Source organism: Alteromonas sp. ABH4_456 (assembly GCF_056160645.1).
The window spans coordinates 435945-453402 of record NZ_JBSWXO010000003.1 but is presented as its reverse complement, the minus strand read 5'-3'; the positions used below and the strand labels follow the sequence as shown (position 1 = coordinate 453402).

Annotated in this window: 16 protein-coding genes; 3 read left to right on the top strand and 13 right to left on the bottom strand. The window is 47.0% G+C overall.

All coding sequences use genetic code 11. The features are described 5' to 3' along the window. Positions 1-46 precede the first annotated feature (46 nt). Positions 47-856 carry a sulfotransferase family 2 domain-containing protein gene (locus tag ACXAG2_RS07330; RefSeq protein WP_474865570.1) on the top strand — a complete coding sequence of 270 codons (810 nt, stop codon included), beginning with the start codon at positions 47-49 and terminating at the stop codon, positions 854-856. 67 nt (positions 857-923) lie between these two features. On the opposite strand, the gene ACXAG2_RS07325 is transcribed toward ACXAG2_RS07330, so the two are convergent. From ACXAG2_RS07325 to ACXAG2_RS07310, 4 genes are read right to left on the bottom strand one after another with little or no spacing between them, the layout of a single operon-like run. Next, on the bottom strand, positions 924-1913 hold the full coding sequence (locus ACXAG2_RS07325; protein ID WP_474865567.1) for a glycosyltransferase family protein: 990 nt from the start codon (positions 1911-1913) through the stop codon (positions 924-926). Further along, entirely contained in the window at positions 1913-3040 is a 1128-nt protein-coding gene (locus tag ACXAG2_RS07320) for a glycosyltransferase family 4 protein (RefSeq protein ID WP_474865564.1), read from the bottom strand. Before ACXAG2_RS07320 ends, ACXAG2_RS07325 begins: the two co-directional genes overlap by 1 nt. 38 nt (positions 3041-3078) lie before the next feature. After that, on the bottom strand, positions 3079-4398 hold the full coding sequence (locus ACXAG2_RS07315) for an O-antigen ligase family protein (RefSeq protein ID WP_474865562.1): 1320 nt from the start codon (positions 4396-4398) through the stop codon (positions 3079-3081). Then, positions 4382-5551, bottom strand: a complete 1170-nt coding sequence (locus tag ACXAG2_RS07310; protein ID WP_474865559.1) for a glycosyltransferase — start codon at positions 5549-5551, stop codon at positions 4382-4384. Before ACXAG2_RS07310 ends, ACXAG2_RS07315 begins: the two co-directional genes overlap by 17 nt. Positions 5552-6004: 453 nt before the next feature. Between ACXAG2_RS07310 and ACXAG2_RS07305 the strand changes: the two genes are divergently transcribed. Further along, on the top strand, positions 6005-6418 hold the full coding sequence (locus tag ACXAG2_RS07305) for a 3-phosphoshikimate 1-carboxyvinyltransferase (protein WP_474865557.1): 414 nt from the start codon (positions 6005-6007) through the stop codon (positions 6416-6418). Positions 6419-6474: 56 nt separating this feature from the next. Here ACXAG2_RS07305 and ACXAG2_RS07300 read toward each other — a convergent pair whose 3' ends face one another. The 4 genes from ACXAG2_RS07300 to ACXAG2_RS07285 form a co-directional block, all read right to left on the bottom strand. Beyond that, the gene (locus ACXAG2_RS07300) at positions 6475-7203 is read right to left on the bottom strand and encodes a tyrosine-protein phosphatase (RefSeq protein WP_474865554.1); all 729 of its coding nucleotides are present in this window, start codon (positions 7201-7203) and stop codon (positions 6475-6477) included. Between the two features lie 19 nt (positions 7204-7222). Then, positions 7223-9439, bottom strand: a complete 2217-nt coding sequence (locus ACXAG2_RS07295) for a GumC family protein (RefSeq protein WP_474865551.1) — start codon at positions 9437-9439, stop codon at positions 7223-7225. Positions 9440-9500: 61 nt separating this feature from the next. Further along, complete coding sequence (locus ACXAG2_RS07290; RefSeq protein ID WP_474865549.1) at positions 9501-10049, bottom strand: polysaccharide biosynthesis/export family protein; 549 nt, start codon at positions 10047-10049, stop codon at positions 9501-9503. Continuing rightward, positions 10049-11251, bottom strand: a complete 1203-nt coding sequence (locus ACXAG2_RS07285) for an outer membrane beta-barrel protein (protein WP_474865546.1) — start codon at positions 11249-11251, stop codon at positions 10049-10051. Before ACXAG2_RS07285 ends, ACXAG2_RS07290 begins: the two co-directional genes overlap by 1 nt. A gap of 327 nt (positions 11252-11578) precedes the next feature. Here ACXAG2_RS07285 and ACXAG2_RS07280 point away from each other — a divergent pair, with 327 nt between their 5' ends. Then, positions 11579-12985 (top strand): undecaprenyl-phosphate glucose phosphotransferase, encoded by a 1407-nt coding sequence (locus ACXAG2_RS07280; protein WP_474865627.1) that lies wholly within the window; start codon positions 11579-11581, stop codon positions 12983-12985. A gap of 155 nt (positions 12986-13140) precedes the next feature. On the opposite strand, the gene ACXAG2_RS07275 is transcribed toward ACXAG2_RS07280, so the two are convergent. From ACXAG2_RS07275 to ACXAG2_RS07255, 5 genes are all read right to left on the bottom strand, one after another. Beyond that, a complete protein-coding gene (locus ACXAG2_RS07275; protein ID WP_474865544.1) occupies positions 13141-14088 on the bottom strand; it encodes a hypothetical protein in 948 nt (315 codons plus the stop codon). Positions 14089-14103: 15 nt separating this feature from the next. Continuing rightward, the gene (locus ACXAG2_RS07270) at positions 14104-14769 is read right to left on the bottom strand and encodes a hypothetical protein (protein WP_474865541.1); all 666 of its coding nucleotides are present in this window, start codon (positions 14767-14769) and stop codon (positions 14104-14106) included. Continuing rightward, positions 14756-15304, bottom strand: a complete 549-nt coding sequence (locus ACXAG2_RS07265) for an RNA polymerase sigma factor (protein WP_474865538.1) — start codon at positions 15302-15304, stop codon at positions 14756-14758. The genes ACXAG2_RS07270 and ACXAG2_RS07265 overlap by 14 nt, the downstream gene beginning before the upstream one ends. Before the next feature lie 234 nt (positions 15305-15538). Next, the gene (locus tag ACXAG2_RS07260; protein WP_119500242.1) at positions 15539-16447 is read right to left on the bottom strand and encodes a hydrogen peroxide-inducible genes activator; all 909 of its coding nucleotides are present in this window, start codon (positions 16445-16447) and stop codon (positions 15539-15541) included. A gap of 63 nt (positions 16448-16510) precedes the next feature. Beyond that, positions 16511-17359, bottom strand: a complete 849-nt coding sequence (locus tag ACXAG2_RS07255) for a hypothetical protein (RefSeq protein ID WP_474865535.1) — start codon at positions 17357-17359, stop codon at positions 16511-16513. Between the last annotated feature and the right edge of the window lie 99 nt (positions 17360-17458).

Here is a 17458-nt window from a genome sequence, read left to right as displayed (position 1 = left end):
AAGTCTGCGTAGATTTCCCGAACATGAATATGATGGAGCAAGAATCATGCAAGAAATCTTAAAGCAGCAATCAGAGAAGTATCTCGCCCGATATCCGAAAATCTTTTTCTGCCACGTTCCCAAGTGTGCCGGCGTCTCTCTGTCTAATGCCATCTATCAGTCTGTCTATCCATCACTGCTGAAAGCAACCCGCTTCACCGGCCATATTGATCTCAGAGCCAGCAGGGAGTGCGAGAAGTTACTGGGAGTGGACATGATGACCGCAAGGGAAACCCAGTTAACCTTCCAACTCAGCAGCAAACACCAGGTATTTACTACCGGCCATTGTGTGGCGCGCCCTGAGGTAGTCAGTAACTTTTACAAAGACTGGCACTTTTTGACGATACTCAGAAAGCCTGCAGACCGCTTTATTTCTGAATACGTATACAACCGCTTTAAAGAATCGGAATGGCAGAAAAACGAAACTGACATCGAAGAATATCTGCAGTCAGAAAAGGCGCTTAACTCGGCGGTCACCTATGCCCGCTATTTTTCCGGATACCGCAATGCCGCTGACATTATGGCGAATGCAGATGATGTGATTGCTAAAGCTGTTGCAAATTTGCGTCATTTCTCGGTGTACGGCACGCTGGAGCAAATGGATAAATGGCAGGAAGATTTTAATCAGCGCTTCAGTACCCGTATCAATATTGCCAGCAAAAATACCAGCCCGAATCGTGGTGCCTCATCAGCCATTACCAGTAACCCGAAATTAATGGGCGTTATTACAGAGCTGAACCGCGTTGACCAGGCCATTTATGATGCTGTGTATGCAATGGTGAATGACAAACAAACCTTGCAGGCCAGAGCAGGCTGATATTTGGCTGCAACGAAAAAGCCCTGCTACGACGCAGGGCTTTTTGTTATGAAACTGAAAGAGATAATCAGGTAGTCAGTACTACCCGCCAGGATTCTCTGATAGCTTCCTCACCGTAGCGGTCTACAGCTTGATTCACTACCACACTGGAATCAACGTACTCCAGATTGGCCAGTTGGGTTTCCAGATTATCCGGTTCAATAATTTTAACGAAAGGAAACTCTCTGGCCTTCATTCGCGCGAAGGCGGAATCGAAACACAGCACGTTGGCGCCTAAACTCATAGCCATGTAAAAGGTGCCGGAGGATATCATCGCGTTATCATCGTGGGCCATGATAACAAAGCGCGTGTCAGACACCGCGTCTTCCAGCGTTTCTTCTTTTACAAATTCATTATTCCAGTCCACCTGCAAACCTCTCTGGTCAATAATACTGTACAACCTGGCTGCATATTCCTTGTCGGAACAAAAGCCCATCACCTGCAATTTTTGATTCAGCGGCCACACCTCTAACAGTTTATCGAGGCGCTTGTAGGGCTTAATTGATCCAAAGTACAGAAAGTCGATACCTTTTTGGGTATCTCCGATGGCCTCAAAGAATTGAAATAAATCCCTGTCGTTAAAATAAAGCGGGTGCTTCACCACGCTTGATTCTATTCTGTCGGTCATTTCAAGGGTGACAACCCGGTCCGCAATAAGCGTCAAGAGCTTCAATATGAATGTGTAAAGGGTAGAGTGAGTACTTACATTGTGAGGCTTGTAGTTGTGACGTACCCAAATTACTTTGCTAATGAACAAGGGAATGGAACAGACAGTAAGAAAGAATGCGAGGAGGAAGGCCCAGCGTTTGGGCCCGCTCATGCCCTTGCGAAAGGGCTGATCTTCATACCAGTTTAATACCAGCCAGTTTTCCTTTCTGCTGAACAGGTTTGCCGGACGGAAGAGGTGTTTGAACGGGCGGATATCATATCCCAGCTCGCTGAACGCCCCTTTTATCCTGTCGACAAACCCGTTGCTATGTACAAAAGGATACAGAAACAGCTTACGTCTTTCAGTCATCAGGCCGCCGTACGTGGTTGAACAGGAATGCCCATAGCAAGGTTATTCGCAATCACGTAAGTATCATCAGAGATAGCATCCCAGTTGAAGGTGTTCAGGAACGCTTCTTTATTAATAGCCAGCTTCATATCATCCACGTGAGTAATTTTGTAGGCCAGCGCGTCAGTATCGCCAACCTTGAAGTAAGCATCTTCCGGCAAACCGATATCGGTGTTCGGTGTAATATCACTGATTATCACTTCTGTACCGGCGCTGATGGCTTCCAGTGCGACGATAGGCAAGCCTTCGTGGTAAGACGGTAATACAAATACCCGGGCGAACTTGTACAGAGCGTTCAGCTCATCCCCCTGACGGCGGCCGGCAAAAATAATTTTATCGCTGGCCTGCTTTTTCAGTTTCATAGAGTATTCATCTTCGTGGTCTGCACCACCTACAATGACCAGTTTCAAATCTGTGTCAGATTTTTTGTAAGCTTCGACTAAGTCGTGAAAGCCTTTCTCAGGAACGAGGCGACCAACAGTAAGTACATACTTACCCGATTCAATACCTAGATCCTTTGGCAATGCTTCAGCACCCATCTGAGTATCCATATCGGTTTTAGCACCGTTGGGTACGAACAGGATACGGTTCGATTTACCGGAGAAACGGTTCTTCAGCACGCCGGTGAGAGAACGGCCAACCACAATGGCGCGGTCTGAAAATTTCACCGCCATGGTTTCGCCAAACTTCAAAATATTTTTGGCAAACTGATTCCATTTCTGTCTGTCATAGTCAGCACCGTGGTGAGTAACCATAACCTGCATACCCAGCAGCTTTGCCAGTGGTGTAAACAGAGCCGGCCCGATACCGTGAATATGTAATACATCCGGCTTCACGACGAAGCGGGCGTAAAAAATAGCCAGGAAGGTGTGTAAAAATGTCTCGATGAACTTATGCTTCAAAGTCCACACAGAACGCAGTTTTACGCCTTTGTATTCTTCAACAGATTGATCCACATACGGTGAGCGGCAAATCACAGTGACATCCATGCCCGATTTGACCAGCCGCGGATACAGTTGCTGGCAATGAGATTCGATTCCGCCCATTACGTCGGGAATTCCTCTTAGTCCTACGGCACATAGTTTCATAACTTTCTCCAATATCTCAGGACAAACCTGAGTTAAAATCAATTCGCCAAACGAGACGCAAAGGCAGGTGAGTCAAACCATGCATTGCGAGGTAATTTCACCGGTCCGATGGCGTTGCCAATTAAGATGGCAAATAAAATCAACCCCTCGATATTCCAAAGAGGCATGGTGGCGAAGTTCATAATCAAAAATCCCACCATTGATGAACAAAGCATCCAGGCAAACTGCTTGTTCTTTATCCTCATCGCCTGCACTACAAAGCTGGCAGCAGCGAAGAGGAATGTGAGCAGACCAATCAGGCCATACTCATACAAATACGATACGTAGGTGTTGTGTGCGTATTTCGGGAATACGCCGGACCATGATTCAGGGCCCCACCCCACCAGCTGATGTACAAATGAACCGTTCACATACTCATAGATATACAAACTCCAGAGGTACACCCGGGCAGAGAAAATGTCTTTTTCAGCCTCGGAGTAGTAGAACGGTGCCTTGATCAGATCGTCGATACTGGTCAGGAATACAAATACATCAGCAAAACGGTCCTGCATGGTGTACGAGGCCATGAGGAACAACATCCCCATGCCGAAGAACGCGGCAAGGAAAAACACAGTCTGGTAACGCGGTGCGATTTTTGATGACATTGCGGTGTAAGCAAAAATGGCAGCCAGCGGTAATATCGCCAGAACCGAGGTGCGGTAGTTCACCAACACCAGTACAACACAACCTAATGCAAACAGCGCGCCACGAAATCGTATCGCGCCCGGAGACAGCAAACCCACTACTAAAATGAAGCCGGCGATGATCATCGAAAACGCCGCTTCGTGGTTATAGCCCCCGATATAGCTGGTTGAACCATCGGCTTCAGTGGCTTTCACCTCACCCAGCAGTACTGACATCACAGCGAGAGAAACAGGTAAAAAGAAGCTCACCAGCAGCTTCTTTAATACAAAATCTTTGTCAGTTTTTCTTATCGCCATGAACATTGCACACGCTATTGATAAGAAAAACATCCACTTAACCATTACGTTAATCAGACCGCTTACTCCGCCGTTAATCAGTCCGCTGGCTACCACAACAGCAAAGAAGGCGTAAAGGGGCAGCAAAACACGCAACTGGTACACTTTTGGCGGCAGAATCAGTAAACCGGTTGCAGCAATGCCGATTGAAGCGAGGGCATTAATAGAAAATCCGGCAATAAGCGGGTCATAAGTGATTTGATGGTACGCGGAAAGGAAAAAGCGTAACCAAATTGCGACAACTACAAAGGCAAGATACTTATTACAGTGCTGACGAATTGTCTGCCAGACCAGCCAGGCGCTGATAAGGCTGAACAGTAATTTAACGGCCAGAAACATGCTCTGTCTCCGGCTGTGATTGTTCTAATTTAAGGGCTTTAAGCAGTTTTTCGCGGAACACGGCATTACTGAATGTAGCGGCACGTTCAGCACTTCGCTGTTCGTAACGCCGTTTGTTTTCGTCCCGCGACATATAATCCAGAGCACCAGCAACGCCTGATACACTGTTTACTTCACAAATACAGCCGTATGACTGAGCTTCAAATCCTGATACTTTGTACGGATACTCACCGGTAAGAATTTCAGCAGGACCTGACTCACAGTTTGTCGCCACCACGGCCTTGCCCAAGCACATTGCTTCAGCAATGGCGTTGGGGAAACCTTCAGCGTTCGACGTCGACACAAAAAAATCTGCGCCTTTGATATAAGGATACGGATTGGACTTAAAGCCCAACAAATGCAGACGCCCGTTTAACCCTAAAGACTCAGCCCGTTGCAATAAGGCCTGCTTTTCCTCTCCCTGCCCGAGAACAACGATGTCGTGTTCGACAGAAGAAGCCGCTACGGCTTGCAGCAACAAATCAAAATTCTTATTACGAACCAGTCTGCCAGTGCCAATGATGTAAGGCTTTGACGGTAAATCGTCCACTGGTTGCTGTGCCATGGCGCTGATGTTGGCCATGTTGTAAGGGTTGTAGATAGTTTTAATCCGTTCCCGTTTTACCGAAAAGTTTTCGATAAGGTCTGCTTTTACGCCTTCGCTCACAGCAATTACGCAATCTGCAGAAGGATATGTCGCTTTCACCAGGCAACGGGAGATAAAATCTTTGATACCACCGGACAGGTGACTGGATGTATTTACCCGTTCGCTGATCACAGCGCGATACCCGAGGCGTTTAGCCAGAGAGACATTAAGCATATTGGCGCGGGTGAGAAAACTTACGCAGGTGTGCGGCGCTATTTTTTCCAGCGCTTTTTTCAATGCGCTGTAACCGCTGTGCAAACTACCTTTCGTATCGAGTACGACCTGATTCACATACTCAGGACACTGCTGTTCCTGCGGCAAATCATCAAGCAGTATCAAATGCACGTTATAGCCAGCACTCTGAAAATCCGCTTCCATGATAGTCAACAACTTACACATCACCCGCTCAGCTCCACCGCCTTCGAGGGAGTTGATAATAAACGCGATGTTGTGTTTTGCCTGTTGCATGTGCTTTTCCCTGCTGGTCACTTCCGATACATAATTAAATGCGGTATACAGGGTCTATTCAGCTTTTGTGCCAGATCGTAAAATAATGCACGGGCTTTATGTCTGGCTGAAAGAATATCTAAATCCGATGTTCTCTCTTACTAAACCAGATGTTCTTAACCAACTGATTTTGATGAAATTTAAAAGTTTAGCTTGAGTTCATTTTATGCTTGCAGGCGGATTAGGAATCCATGCACCGAACCCAGAATTGCAACTTTAGTATAAGAAATGGCATTTCAGATCTGAATGACTGTTGCTGTGAAGCAACATTTACGCTGTTGATGGCAATTTATTCCCTGTCACATGAATTTTCTCTGCCCGTGTCACAGTACTTCCTGAAGCAGAGCACATTTATACCGGCTGTCTTTTTGAGTTAAGATGACGGAAAGTCACATCACCGGAAGATTATTCGCCGTGGATAACACACCTCATCCTGTCCATGAGTCACAACTGATCCAAAAACTACTCAGTAAAATGCCACCGGATATTGCCGCATCCTTTTCAGAAGAACAGCTGATAGCCATGAACAAAGCGATTGGCGGGCGCAGCTGGGCCAGACATAAACTGGATGTCCGGGGCACAATCAATATATGGCGGACGAGTTTCTACTTTGTTGTGCTGGCCGGCAAGAACCGCCGCGAGCTGTCCCGGCTGGAGCAACAGGTTGGACGGGCGACAATGGCTCTGATGTTTGCTGTGTTCATTACATTCAGTGTTCTGAGCGGGCTGCTCATCCTTTATCTGATCAAATCAGCGCTGGGAATTAACTTGTTTGAAAACTTTTCGCTGGGGATATGGAGCTGGTTTAAAGCTAACATTCTTAATTAGAAGCTTAACAATACAAAACCCGCCGGATGGCGGGTTTGTTATTACCATTGTGTCCGTCAGGCGGTTCCACCAGCAGCAATGATGTTGCCGGGCGTAGTTTTGAACAGAGTATTCGCCACCTCTTCAGAAGCCAGTTCACTGACCACCGCAAAAGCCTCGCCCATATCGTTGGGACGACGTTTGGTATCATGGGTATCCGATGCTACCAGATCAATCTGATTATCCCGCAACATGTCCTTAGCAATCTTTTCTACATGCTCACCGAAGCGTCCGGTGAAAGCCCCTGCAGTAACCTGTAACAGACAACCCTGATTGCGCAACCACTGGATCTTTTCCGGACGTTTCCATACGTCACGATTGCGCTCAGGATGAGGGATCAAAGGCTGCACGCCTGCATTCAGTAACCAGCGAAATAGTTGATCGAGTCCTGCCGGCATATTGCTGTGGGGCATTTCCAGCAGTAGTACTTTTTTACCACGGTATTCACCCAGATAAGGTAATTTATCCTCCCTGAACCACACCGGCACCATTTCGTTTATCCGCACTTCCCCTGCACGGGATAAAGACAAGGGGATCCCTGCTTTGTCGACAGCGTCTTTCAGGGCACTGAATCCTGTGGCAATAATTTCGGGGGTATTGTCAAAAGTGCCCCAGTGAACATGCGGTGTGCACACCAGGTGAGTGACTCCGGCCGCAACAGTCTGCCGCGCCATATCCAGAGCCATGTCCATGTCGCGGGCACCATCATCGATGCCCGGTATTATATGACTGTGTAAATCAATCACAATTTGTCCTCACACTAACTCAGTTAGCATTGTAACCATACTGGTCATAGAAACCACCATAGCGCTCAGACACATCTGATTTTTTAAGGTCGACCTGGTTCAATACTACGCCGTCAACACGGTGCCCCACTTGCAGGAACCGGCCCAGACCGTTTTTAATCATCTTTTCACTGGTACTATCAGCACGCACAACATAAATAACCGAGTCACAGCTTTTCGATACAACCATGGCATCAGAGACCGCCTGTGTAGGCGCAGTATCGACAACCACGTATTTGTAGGTTTTCTTAAGATAATTGATCAGTGCTTTGAAGCCGTTACCCGCCAGCAACTCCTGAGGATTTGAAGGAATACTGCCCGCACAAATAATATCAATACCCGATTGCTCGTCATGAACCAGACATTCTTCCAGAGAGTGGGTTTTCATGATCAGGTTAGACAGTCCGGGCTGGTAATTAGGTACATCGAACCGCTTGCCAACGGCCGGACGACGTAAGTCGGCGTCGATAAGAATGGTTTTGTCCAGTTGACCCAGAGCGAAGGACAGGTTGATAGAAACCGTTGTTTTACCTTCTTTCGGTACTGATGACGTTACCAGTATCGCCTGATTCTGCTTCTCAAGATTTATCAGAGATAAACTGGTACGCAGGGTTCTTACCGCCTCGCTGAACTGATGATATTTACTGTCAAAGAAGGCGCGCAGGTCCATGTCTTTACGGCGTTTTACCGAAATAACAGGGATAAGTCCCAACATGCGCTGACCCAATTTCTTCTCAACATCGTCCACAGAGCGCACACCGCTGTTCATAGCTTCCAGCACAAAGGCCAGCAGCACGCCAAAACCAAAGCTGGCAATGAATGCCGCCACGATTAACAGCGTTTTGTTCGGTGCAGTGGGATTGTTCGGTACCGGAGCAGGATCCAACACACGGGCATTCGCTGACTCGAAGCCGCCCATCTCACTGGTTTCTTTCAGGCGGGTAAACATGGAATTGTACAACTGCTGGTTGATATCCACTTCCCGCTGTAATGCACGCCGTGTATTTTCCAGGTTAGACAACTGACGATATTCAGATTTAGCCTCTGCAACTTCTTCCTGCAAAGTCACAACCCGTTCCTGTGAAGCACGGTATTGTGTAGTAATACTGGAAATAAGATCGCGGATCTGAGTTTGCAGTGTGTCGCGGACGGAATCCAGTTCCGCATTGGCGGCTACCATTTGCGGGTGTTTAGGACCGAATACTTTGCTGAGCTCTGATACACGGCTCATGGCTTCCGCCTCCTGACGACGTACGCTTTGAATATTCGGATGATTCAGTACTTCCGGCAAGCGGGCCAGTGCACTGTAGTCAGCACCGTTACGTTGAGTTTGTTCGTAAATCGTTCTGTTCTGCTTTAACGTAGTTTCAGCTTTCAGCAATTGATTACTGAGTTGTTCAAGTTCTTCCGCTGCCAGTCCGACAACACCATTGGTAAGATTTACCAGCTGATTTTTCTCGTAAAAGTCAGATAAGTCTTTCTCAGCAGAAGTAAGCTTATCCCGCAGGCCTTCCATACTTTCAGTCAGAAAAGAGGTTGCTTTGGTGGTCATTTCCACCTTGGCCTGCAGATAGTTTTCTACATATACATCGCCCATCGTAGTGGCAATGGCGGCTGCCAGTCGCGGAGAATCACTGGTCGCAGTAATATTGATGACCTGTGTATTTTCTACCAGTGATACATTAATAGACTTCATCAATTTATTGATTGCTGCCTGGCGACGCTTTTCTTCCCGTTCGCTTTCGGTTAACTCAGTTTTGGGCGCTTTTTCAATGAAAGGCAAATTAGCGAAAAGCCAGGCTTTCGCTTCTTTAATAATTGAGATCTCCCCGTCGGAAGGCGGCATAAATACCGGATCGTTCGCGAGATCCAGCTCATCCACAGCGCGGGCTGCAACCTGCCGGGACTGGATAATTTGATACTGGGTGCGCATGTAGTCTTTGCGGGTCGTGTCAGACTTATACACTTCCTCAATAGACATCACGTTGGCCGGTTGCGATTCAATCAGCAAACTGGCTGTGGCGGAGTAAATAGGGGTCATTTTCATCACCACTATTGCCACCAGTGCAGTAAAGACAATCGCCAGCGTAATGATGCGACCAAAATAACGTTTAAATACCTGCCAGTAGTGCGCAAAGTCGATGGTTTCATCATCCAGGATGTTCGCTTGCAGCGAGTCCTTCATTTTCAACGACATACTCTATCCTTTAATTCCATTAATCTTCCCGTTGTCAGCGGGGCTGCAAAATACACTACGCTCAGAAAAAACGTTGCGAAATGGTGATGATGTCACCCGGTTGAATCATGTGACTTACGTTTACCTCGAGGGTGTCCTGACCACTTTCCTGTTCACGGACAATCTGAATGTCTGAACGGGACGCCCGTTCCGTATACCCGCCAGCTAATGCTGCGGCTTTGTTCACAGTTAAACCCGGCTGATAAGGATAACCGCCGGGATGTTTGACTTCACCATCAATGAAAAACGGGCGGTACTCAACAATAGACACGGCCACGGAAGGATTAACAAGATAATCCCCCTCCAGACCGGTATAAATCAGTTTTTCTACTTCAGAAAGTGTCAGCCCGACAAGCTTTAACTCACCCAGAAACGGATAGTTAATCTTACCTACGTCAGGCAGACGGGTTTCCATCGACAAATCACTTTGACCAAACACATTGATCAGCACTTTGTCACCAACACCCAGGCGATAGGAACTCATACTTGCATTTCCTTCCTGCGCGCCGGCAACACATGCCATGGTCAGCAGAATTAAAGTGGCAAATATCCTTTTCGCATTTGTCATCATTACAAGGTTACCTTTGCTGTTAAACCGTAAACGTTTCTGTCGAACTCAATATCGCTGCGGTTACTTTCACGATCGTTCATTGAGTAGTAAAGACCGAACGTCAACCAGCGACGAAACTCGTAATCAGCCGCTAATGTCAGTTTCTTTGTATCGTCTTCACGTAAGTCTTCTACGTCGCCAACGTAATCATCGTTCATTAATGCCATGGTGGCGGTAGTCGAAAAGCGTTGAACCCAACTATGTTCCCAGCTGATAGCATAGTCTGTGCCACGAATGTAGTCCGCACCGGTGGTGTTTGTTTCGCGGGTGTCCTGTTTTGTACTGACGGTAAATTCTGAATAGGAGTATGGCAGCCAGCTCATTCCAACTTCCCATGCCAGACCAGAGAAGTCATCACGGCTTGCGGCCTCAAAGGATTTCTCTTTATAGCCAACCTTGGCATAGCTTTGCGTTACCACGTTAACATCCCAGCTGAAGCCTGCCAGCAGACGATTCTCAATACTATCCAGTGGATTGGCCGGGTTTGCATCATAGTCATAACGTATTTCGTTGCGGTCAGCATCCAGTAACAAATTCGTGCCGTCGACAATGCGATAAACAAATTCGGCACCGTATTTTGTCGTGCTTCTGTCGCGAATAAGATACAGTTCTGTGTCGCCGTCATAGTCCATGTCTTCGTAGCCTACTGACAGATCAATACGGCCAAAAGCAGACAATGCACCGTAGGAATAGATGGCTCCGACTTCAGAATTTTTGTAGGTATCCACACTGGTCAGCTCGTTACCAAAACCGTTCGAATATCTGCGGCCACGCTCATCGTGTCCGGCCTCGTAGGCTGCAACGCCCTTGAATCTGTTTCTGTCATTAATTTCAAAGTCGCCCTTAAGGTGAGCGAAATGGTCGGTGTAATCGTCGGCGTCGGTAGAATAGTAGTCCCCGCGCTCAAGGCGGTAGCCCATTTCAATGATATGTCCGTTAAACTCAGTGTAAGCATCAATTTTTGGTGAAACGACTGATACCCAGCTATCTATTTCATCAGCTTCTTCACTGGCGTACGCCACGTTATCGATATGAAGAACATCGGTGGTCAGGCCGGGTTTTATATCGAACTTCCCCACCTGAATAGCGCCTTCATCCTGCGCATGGGCAACATTGCCGGCAAATAAGGTGACAAGAATTGCGCCTGAAGTCCGTTTAATCATAGTTTCTCCCGGAGTTTGAAATTGAATAGCTACTTTTTCCTTTTGCAAGGAGGCGAGCCCGTTCGTCCGGATGGGACTATGCGATTACTGTGCCATTGCTATCAGTCTATTAGTACTTTTACTTTATTTACTATCATATTCTCAAAAAGTGGAACGGGATCTGCATTAACTCATACAGGAAACGGTTTTATCTGTGACATAAATGATATGAGATACCGGTAGTTATCCTGTAACCCATTGATTATCAAAGAACGTCACGACTCGGAGAGACGAAAAATGAAATTCAATTTGCTGCAGAGCCAGACGCTGAATAGCAACGTTACAAGAATGAGCGATGAACGCAGTGGTCTTTCAGGCTCTTATCAAAGTAGCTTTTCTACTATTTACCGGTTAGTCGACCTGACCGCTATCACATTGTGTTTCTATGTCGCGATGTTCTACTACGCCGTGCCGGTGTCCACTGGTGCTTTGATCCTTTTATTCATAAATGTTGTGGCTTTTCAGGTATCCGCTGAAGCGCTGGATTTATACCGCTCATGGCGTTCCAGCAATACCAGCGCAATGATGAAAATGGCAGCCGTTGCCGGTATTATCAGCTTTGTTGCAACACTGGTTTTCGCGTTTGCATTTGCTCACACATTGTCCACCACTGTTGCGGTAACCGGAATGTGGTTTGGTGGCTCTCTTATCACTCTGACAAGCTGGCGCTTTGTGATGCGTCAGTTCCTGTTTAAGGTACGCCGCAGCGGGCTTAACAGCCGCTCAGCCATCATCATTGGCGCCACCGAAGCCGGCTACAATATGGCTGTACAGATGATGGAAAACGATCAACTGGGTATTCGTTTCGAAGGGGTTTATGATGACCGTCCTCACGACCGTGTTACCGGTGAATTTCGTAACCAGATCAAAGGCAGCATTGATGAAGCCATTGAGCTGGCGAAGACCCACAAGGTAGATTATATCTATATTGCTCTGCCTACGGCTGCGGAAGACCGCATTAAAGCGATTCTGGAAAAATGCAGTGATACCACCGCTAACGTGTATCTGATCCCCAACTTCTTTATGTACACACTGCTTAATTCTCGCTGGCAGAGTGTAGGAAATGTTCAGGCTCTGAGTATTTATGACACGCCTTTCCAGGGTGCTAACAACATTCTTAAACGTATTGAAGATGTGGTCGTGAGTACGGGCATTCTAACTGTACTGGCAATTCCCATGTTGTGCATCGCTGCCGCTGTGAAGCTGTCTTCACCGGGTCCTGCAATATTCCGTCAGAAGCGTTACGGCCTCGATGGCAAAGAAATTACCGTGTATAAGTTCCGCTCCATGTCGACACAGGATAATGGTTCTGTGGTAAAACAAGCGACTAAAGATGACCCCCGGGTTACTAAATTAGGAGCCTTCTTACGCCGTACTTCACTGGATGAATTACCTCAGTTTATCAATGTGTTGCAAGGACGGATGTCAATCGTTGGACCACGTCCTCATGCGGTCGCGCACAACGAAGAATACCGTAAACTGATCACGGGTTATATGTTGCGACACAAAGTGCGTCCGGGAATTACCGGCTGGGCTCAGGTCAATGGTCTGCGCGGCGAAACTGATACACTGGATAAAATGGCGAAGCGTGTGGAATACGATCTGGATTATATGCACCGCTGGTCTATCCCGTTTGACTTGAAAATCATTCTGCAAACAGTCACCGGGGGCTTTAGTGACAAAAATGCTTATTAACGCCCGTAAGTAAGCAACAGACTGACTAAATAAAAACGCCGCAGCTTGAAAGTTGCGGCGTTTTTTTTGAGGCGTGTGTAATCTTTGCGTTGCCAGATGTACGAGTGCTCAACACACTTTTTTAACAACTATTTCATGCCAGAACTGTCTTGCAGTTAAAAATCGTAAACATTGGCACTGTTTAGCAGCCCGTCAGTATTCAATTTTTCTTTTACGCAATCTTCAATTTTTGATTTCTTAAACACATACACTTTATCATTTTGTCCTGACTGACCGCCCTGAACAAAACCTTTCAGCACAAAAGTCACATGCTCATCATCGGGTAACGCCCGCATTCCGCCGCCAAAGCGACAAAGCGCTTCCCCTATCCCTGCTTCAAAATTACTTAAAAAGGCTTTTGCTGCTTTCAACTGTGCCTGCTTTCGGGCGTCTGCACTTTCCTGTCTTTGTTGCTCGATACTTTCTCTGCGGGCACGCAAAGATCCTTCTTTGCTGCTCAGTGCCGCCAGTTCTTTTTCAAGGGTCTTCACTTCATCTTTGATAGCTTTTGCCCGCGCCTTATCAGCCTGTCCGGCTTCAAATTCAAGATCTCTTTTACGGCGCTCAATATCTCTGCGTTCCCAGGCGATTTCCCTTTCTTCACTCCGTAAGTCGTACATCTGTTCTGTGGATTCAGCGAAGGCTTCACCAAACCGGGAGGCAGTCTCGTCAGTAAAGGCTTCCCACTCACGGCTTAATTCAATATCAATTTCACCGTTACTGACGATCGCCGGTACATCAGGAACCGGGGGGATGGGAGGAATGCGATCAACAATATCTGTTATACGCGACATCCAGTTACCACTTCCCGTTGAGGAAACCGTAAATACAACACCTTGTCCTGCCAGATACATAGCATCCAGTGAACGGTAACGTATTCCCTCTGAACGCTGTTGCTGCTTCAGGGAGGTATCGACAATTCCTTTCACAATTTCAATTTCCTTAGCCAGCCCGGAATAATTCTCAGCGACAGCAACTCCCGTATGACATACCGCCACTGTCATTACGGCCAGTGTTGTACGGTTAATGATTTTAGCCAGTTTCGTTTTGTTCAGATTACGCATACCCAAGTCCTCGTATTATTCGGTTACCGGTAAATCCGCGCTGTAGCCATTTTCCATCGCGTTGATTTCCTGTTTAAGATGATTTAACTGGCGGGCCATAAAGCGTTGGTCGTCGTCCCGCTGTTGATTAATAAACTTTACGAATTCAGCAAAATCTTCACGGCGCTCCTGTCTGCCGGATGCCAGTAAATATTGAGTCAGTTGCGCTGAATTCTCTCTTTGCTGAGTAGCCATGGCATCGGCATACTTGCTGAACATCAACTCATTGAGCTGCTGATATTTTTGTAATTTCTCATCGACGATAGCAGCGACTTCGTTTTCTTTGTGAGCCGGCTGACTGAACCCTATTGTCACACCGCCTTCAGAGATCTGTAGCTGAAAGCCACTGACTACCATCACCAGGGCAACCAATGACATCGCCACTGACGTGGCCGGCAAGCCCTGCCATTGCCACCACCTCTGTTTTTCAGGAGCGGTAAAAGTACTGTCACGATTCCACTCCGGTACATTCATATTTTCGCCGGTGAGCGTTGCCAGCTCAGTTAAATGCCGTGCAGCGGCAACCCGTTCTGCAAAATCAATATTTTCCGCGCATAGTGCCTCAAACTGTTCCTGCTCAGTGTTAGTGAGCGTACCTTCCAGCCACCCTGCCAGCAGTTTTTCCTGTTCATGCTTTTGCATGCTCATCCTCCATCAACACTTTCAGTCTGGTCATCGCACTGTATAAGCGCGACTTCACTGTATTTGGTGATAAACCTGTTTGCTGAGCAATCTCATCAAATGTGAATTGCCCGAAAAATTTAAGCTCGACCACTGCCTTCTGAGCCAGCGGCAGGGTTTGCATTGCTTTTAGCAGTGCCTGACCCGACAGGGTTTCCAGCATGACGGTTTCAGGGCAAGGCTGGCCACTGTCTGGTTCCGGTATATCCTCCAGCCCCTGCTCAGGCTTTCTTTTGCGATAGAATTCGATACACCGGTAATGCGCTACCTTGAATAACCAGCCTTTGAAACTGCCCTCCCCGCGGTAGTTTCCCAGGCTTTTAAATACGGACACAAAAATATCCTGCATCAAATCAGCGGCGTCATCTCTGCTGCCTGTCATGCGAACCCCGTAACTGAACACAGCTTTTTCATAGCGTTTAATCAGTGTTATCCACGCCCGCTTCTGCCCTTTCAACGCGCTGGCCACAAGCTGGTCGTCGTGTTTTTCAAACACGTGCATTCCTTATTACTGTTTAATTGGTTTTCCGGCAGGCGGGTATGCCTGCCATGCCGCTTTTTCTCTGAAGCTTACAAGTAAAGTCGGAGTGACACAGGAAATAGTTTGAAGTGTTTTTGAATTTTTTCGAAAAAGGGAGTGGAGACGATTTTTGACTTATCCGGGAGTGGGATTACGAAAGGAGCTGACGGCCAGCAATCATGCGGATTGCGGGCCGTCCATAAAGTAGAACTATTTTAGTACCGGAACCGGTAATAAAGGTGACAGTACTTCACCAATTCTTCTGAACAAACGCATCCGTGTGGTACCGGAACGCCATACCAGGCCAATTTCCCGGTATGCATTGTCTTCCGCGGGTAGTGCTTTCAGTTCAGTATTTTTAATGATGTTCTGATTCAGTGCCAGCTCAGGCATGAAGGTATAGCCCAGTTTACTGTTGGCCAGTTGCACCAGTGTATATAAACTGCTGGCAGCCAGACTGCTTACCTGCTCACGATGTTGCAGGTTACAGGCGCTTACGGCATGACCGGTCATACAGTGTTCCTGTTGTAACAGGAAAATACTGTTGTTAGGCAAAGTCGTGATATCAAAGGGTTCCGGCAATGTGCTGGCAAGACTTTCGTGAGCCACCAGATGAAACGGATCATGACCCAATACCATCTGCTTACAACCCGGCGTTTCCATCGGCAACGCAAGGATAAGCAGATCCAACTGGCCATCAGTGAGTTGCTGAAGCAAGTTGTGGGTTGTGTCTTCCTGAAGCTCCAGACTGATGTCCGGCAGAAATGTTTTGAATGCGCCAATCATGCCTTCAAACATGAACGGAGCAATGGTGGGGATCACACCCAGCTTCAGTTTACCTTTTTCCCAGTTACCGGCATTCTGCGCAAACTCCACCAGCTCACCGGCTTCCTGTAGCAATACTTTACTGCGCTCAACAATCTCCAGTCCCAGCGAAGTAAAGACAAAGGTCTTGTGCTCACGTTCCAGTAACTGACTGCCAAAGTGCTCTTCCAGATTCTGGATGGCGGTACTCAGTGTCGACTGGCTGACATTACATCGCTGGGCAGCACGGTGAAAATGCTGTTCCTGATGCAAGGTCACCAGATAATGCAGATGTTTTAAATTTGGCCACTTCATAATAAAAACTAGATTGAAAAAATAAAAATCAATCTAACATAAAGATTAGAAGTGCTACAACATTTATCCGCACTTTCGTCTGAACAAAAGGAGTAAGACGGCAGAAAACAGTCCAGCCGTTGCTGGCGCGTCTACTTCAATTTGCATTGGGCGCAAATTGGTATAAAGAGCAGTTACTGATGCGTTTTGCGCAGTAACAGTGTTTACAAGCGTGTTTGCAGAATCAACCCAGCCACCATTCATTCCTCCCCCCTGAACAATACTCATAAGATAAAACGTATCGCCGTTTTCGACATTGAGGGAAACGGAAATGGTTTCCTTCACCAGCTCCCCTCCGGTAATGCTATAGTCGCCGGAATAATACCGGGTTATAGCCAATGGTGAACAGGTAACGTTTGGATCAGGACAATACCTTGGGAACAACCCTCCTGCATACATAGTTGAAAACAGTACAATACTGGCGCTGTAGTAGCTGTCAGTTGTGCCATTCCAGTCACCTGCAGACATCGTATAATCAAAGGCAGAAGTGAAAGTTAAAACGTCGCTGTTACCATTCCAGATGTATTGTTGATAAGCTGCCACGTTACCGGTTGCTCTTTCCTGAGTGTTTGACTGCGCATAAAAGTGCACCTCAGGCAGTGACAAATTATTTTTGTCCAGAGTGACAGCTGCCCAGCTGTTATATGCTTGTACTTTTGCGATAGAGCCGTTCGTTATGACTTGCTCATCTGAAATAATTTGGTTTGGGAGCCCCGTAAACGATTGTTCAATACATTCTTGTTCAGAATTGGCAAGTGGACAAATCCTTGTAGTGGTATTTGCCCCAACTCCGGATGTAATAACTGCACTTTGAGCCTTAAAACATAAAAAGCCCGTGAATACGACGAAACTCACGCTTAAAATCCTTTTCATAACCTTCCCTTTTAATAAACTGATTGAATTTCATACACTACTCTCTTGACGGGGATTATTCAATGCTTGCGCTTACTGCTTTGTTGTTTCACCAAATAT

Coding starts and splice junctions, on each gene's coding strand:
- ACXAG2_RS07330 (WP_474865570.1), top strand. CDS start 47: ATGCAAGAAATCTTAAAGCAGCAATCAGAGAAGTATCTCGCCCGATAT.
- ACXAG2_RS07325 (WP_474865567.1), bottom strand. CDS start 1,913: ATGACTGAAAGACGTAAGCTGTTTCTGTATCCTTTTGTACATAGCAAC.
- ACXAG2_RS07320 (WP_474865564.1), bottom strand. CDS start 3,040: ATGAAACTATGTGCCGTAGGACTAAGAGGAATTCCCGACGTAATGGGC.
- ACXAG2_RS07315 (WP_474865562.1), bottom strand. CDS start 4,398: ATGTTTCTGGCCGTTAAATTACTGTTCAGCCTTATCAGCGCCTGGCTG.
- ACXAG2_RS07310 (WP_474865559.1), bottom strand. CDS start 5,551: ATGCAACAGGCAAAACACAACATCGCGTTTATTATCAACTCCCTCGAA.
- ACXAG2_RS07295 (WP_474865551.1), bottom strand. CDS start 9,439: ATGTCGTTGAAAATGAAGGACTCGCTGCAAGCGAACATCCTGGATGAT.
- ACXAG2_RS07290 (WP_474865549.1), bottom strand. CDS start 10,049: ATGATGACAAATGCGAAAAGGATATTTGCCACTTTAATTCTGCTGACC.
- ACXAG2_RS07285 (WP_474865546.1), bottom strand. CDS start 11,251: ATGATTAAACGGACTTCAGGCGCAATTCTTGTCACCTTATTTGCCGGC.
- ACXAG2_RS07280 (WP_474865627.1), top strand. CDS start 11,579: ATGAGCGATGAACGCAGTGGTCTTTCAGGCTCTTATCAAAGTAGCTTT.
- ACXAG2_RS07275 (WP_474865544.1), bottom strand. CDS start 14,088: ATGCGTAATCTGAACAAAACGAAACTGGCTAAAATCATTAACCGTACA.
- ACXAG2_RS07270 (WP_474865541.1), bottom strand. CDS start 14,769: ATGCAAAAGCATGAACAGGAAAAACTGCTGGCAGGGTGGCTGGAAGGT.
- ACXAG2_RS07260 (WP_119500242.1), bottom strand. CDS start 16,447: ATGAAGTGGCCAAATTTAAAACATCTGCATTATCTGGTGACCTTGCAT.
- ACXAG2_RS07255 (WP_474865535.1), bottom strand. CDS start 17,359: ATGAAAAGGATTTTAAGCGTGAGTTTCGTCGTATTCACGGGCTTTTTA.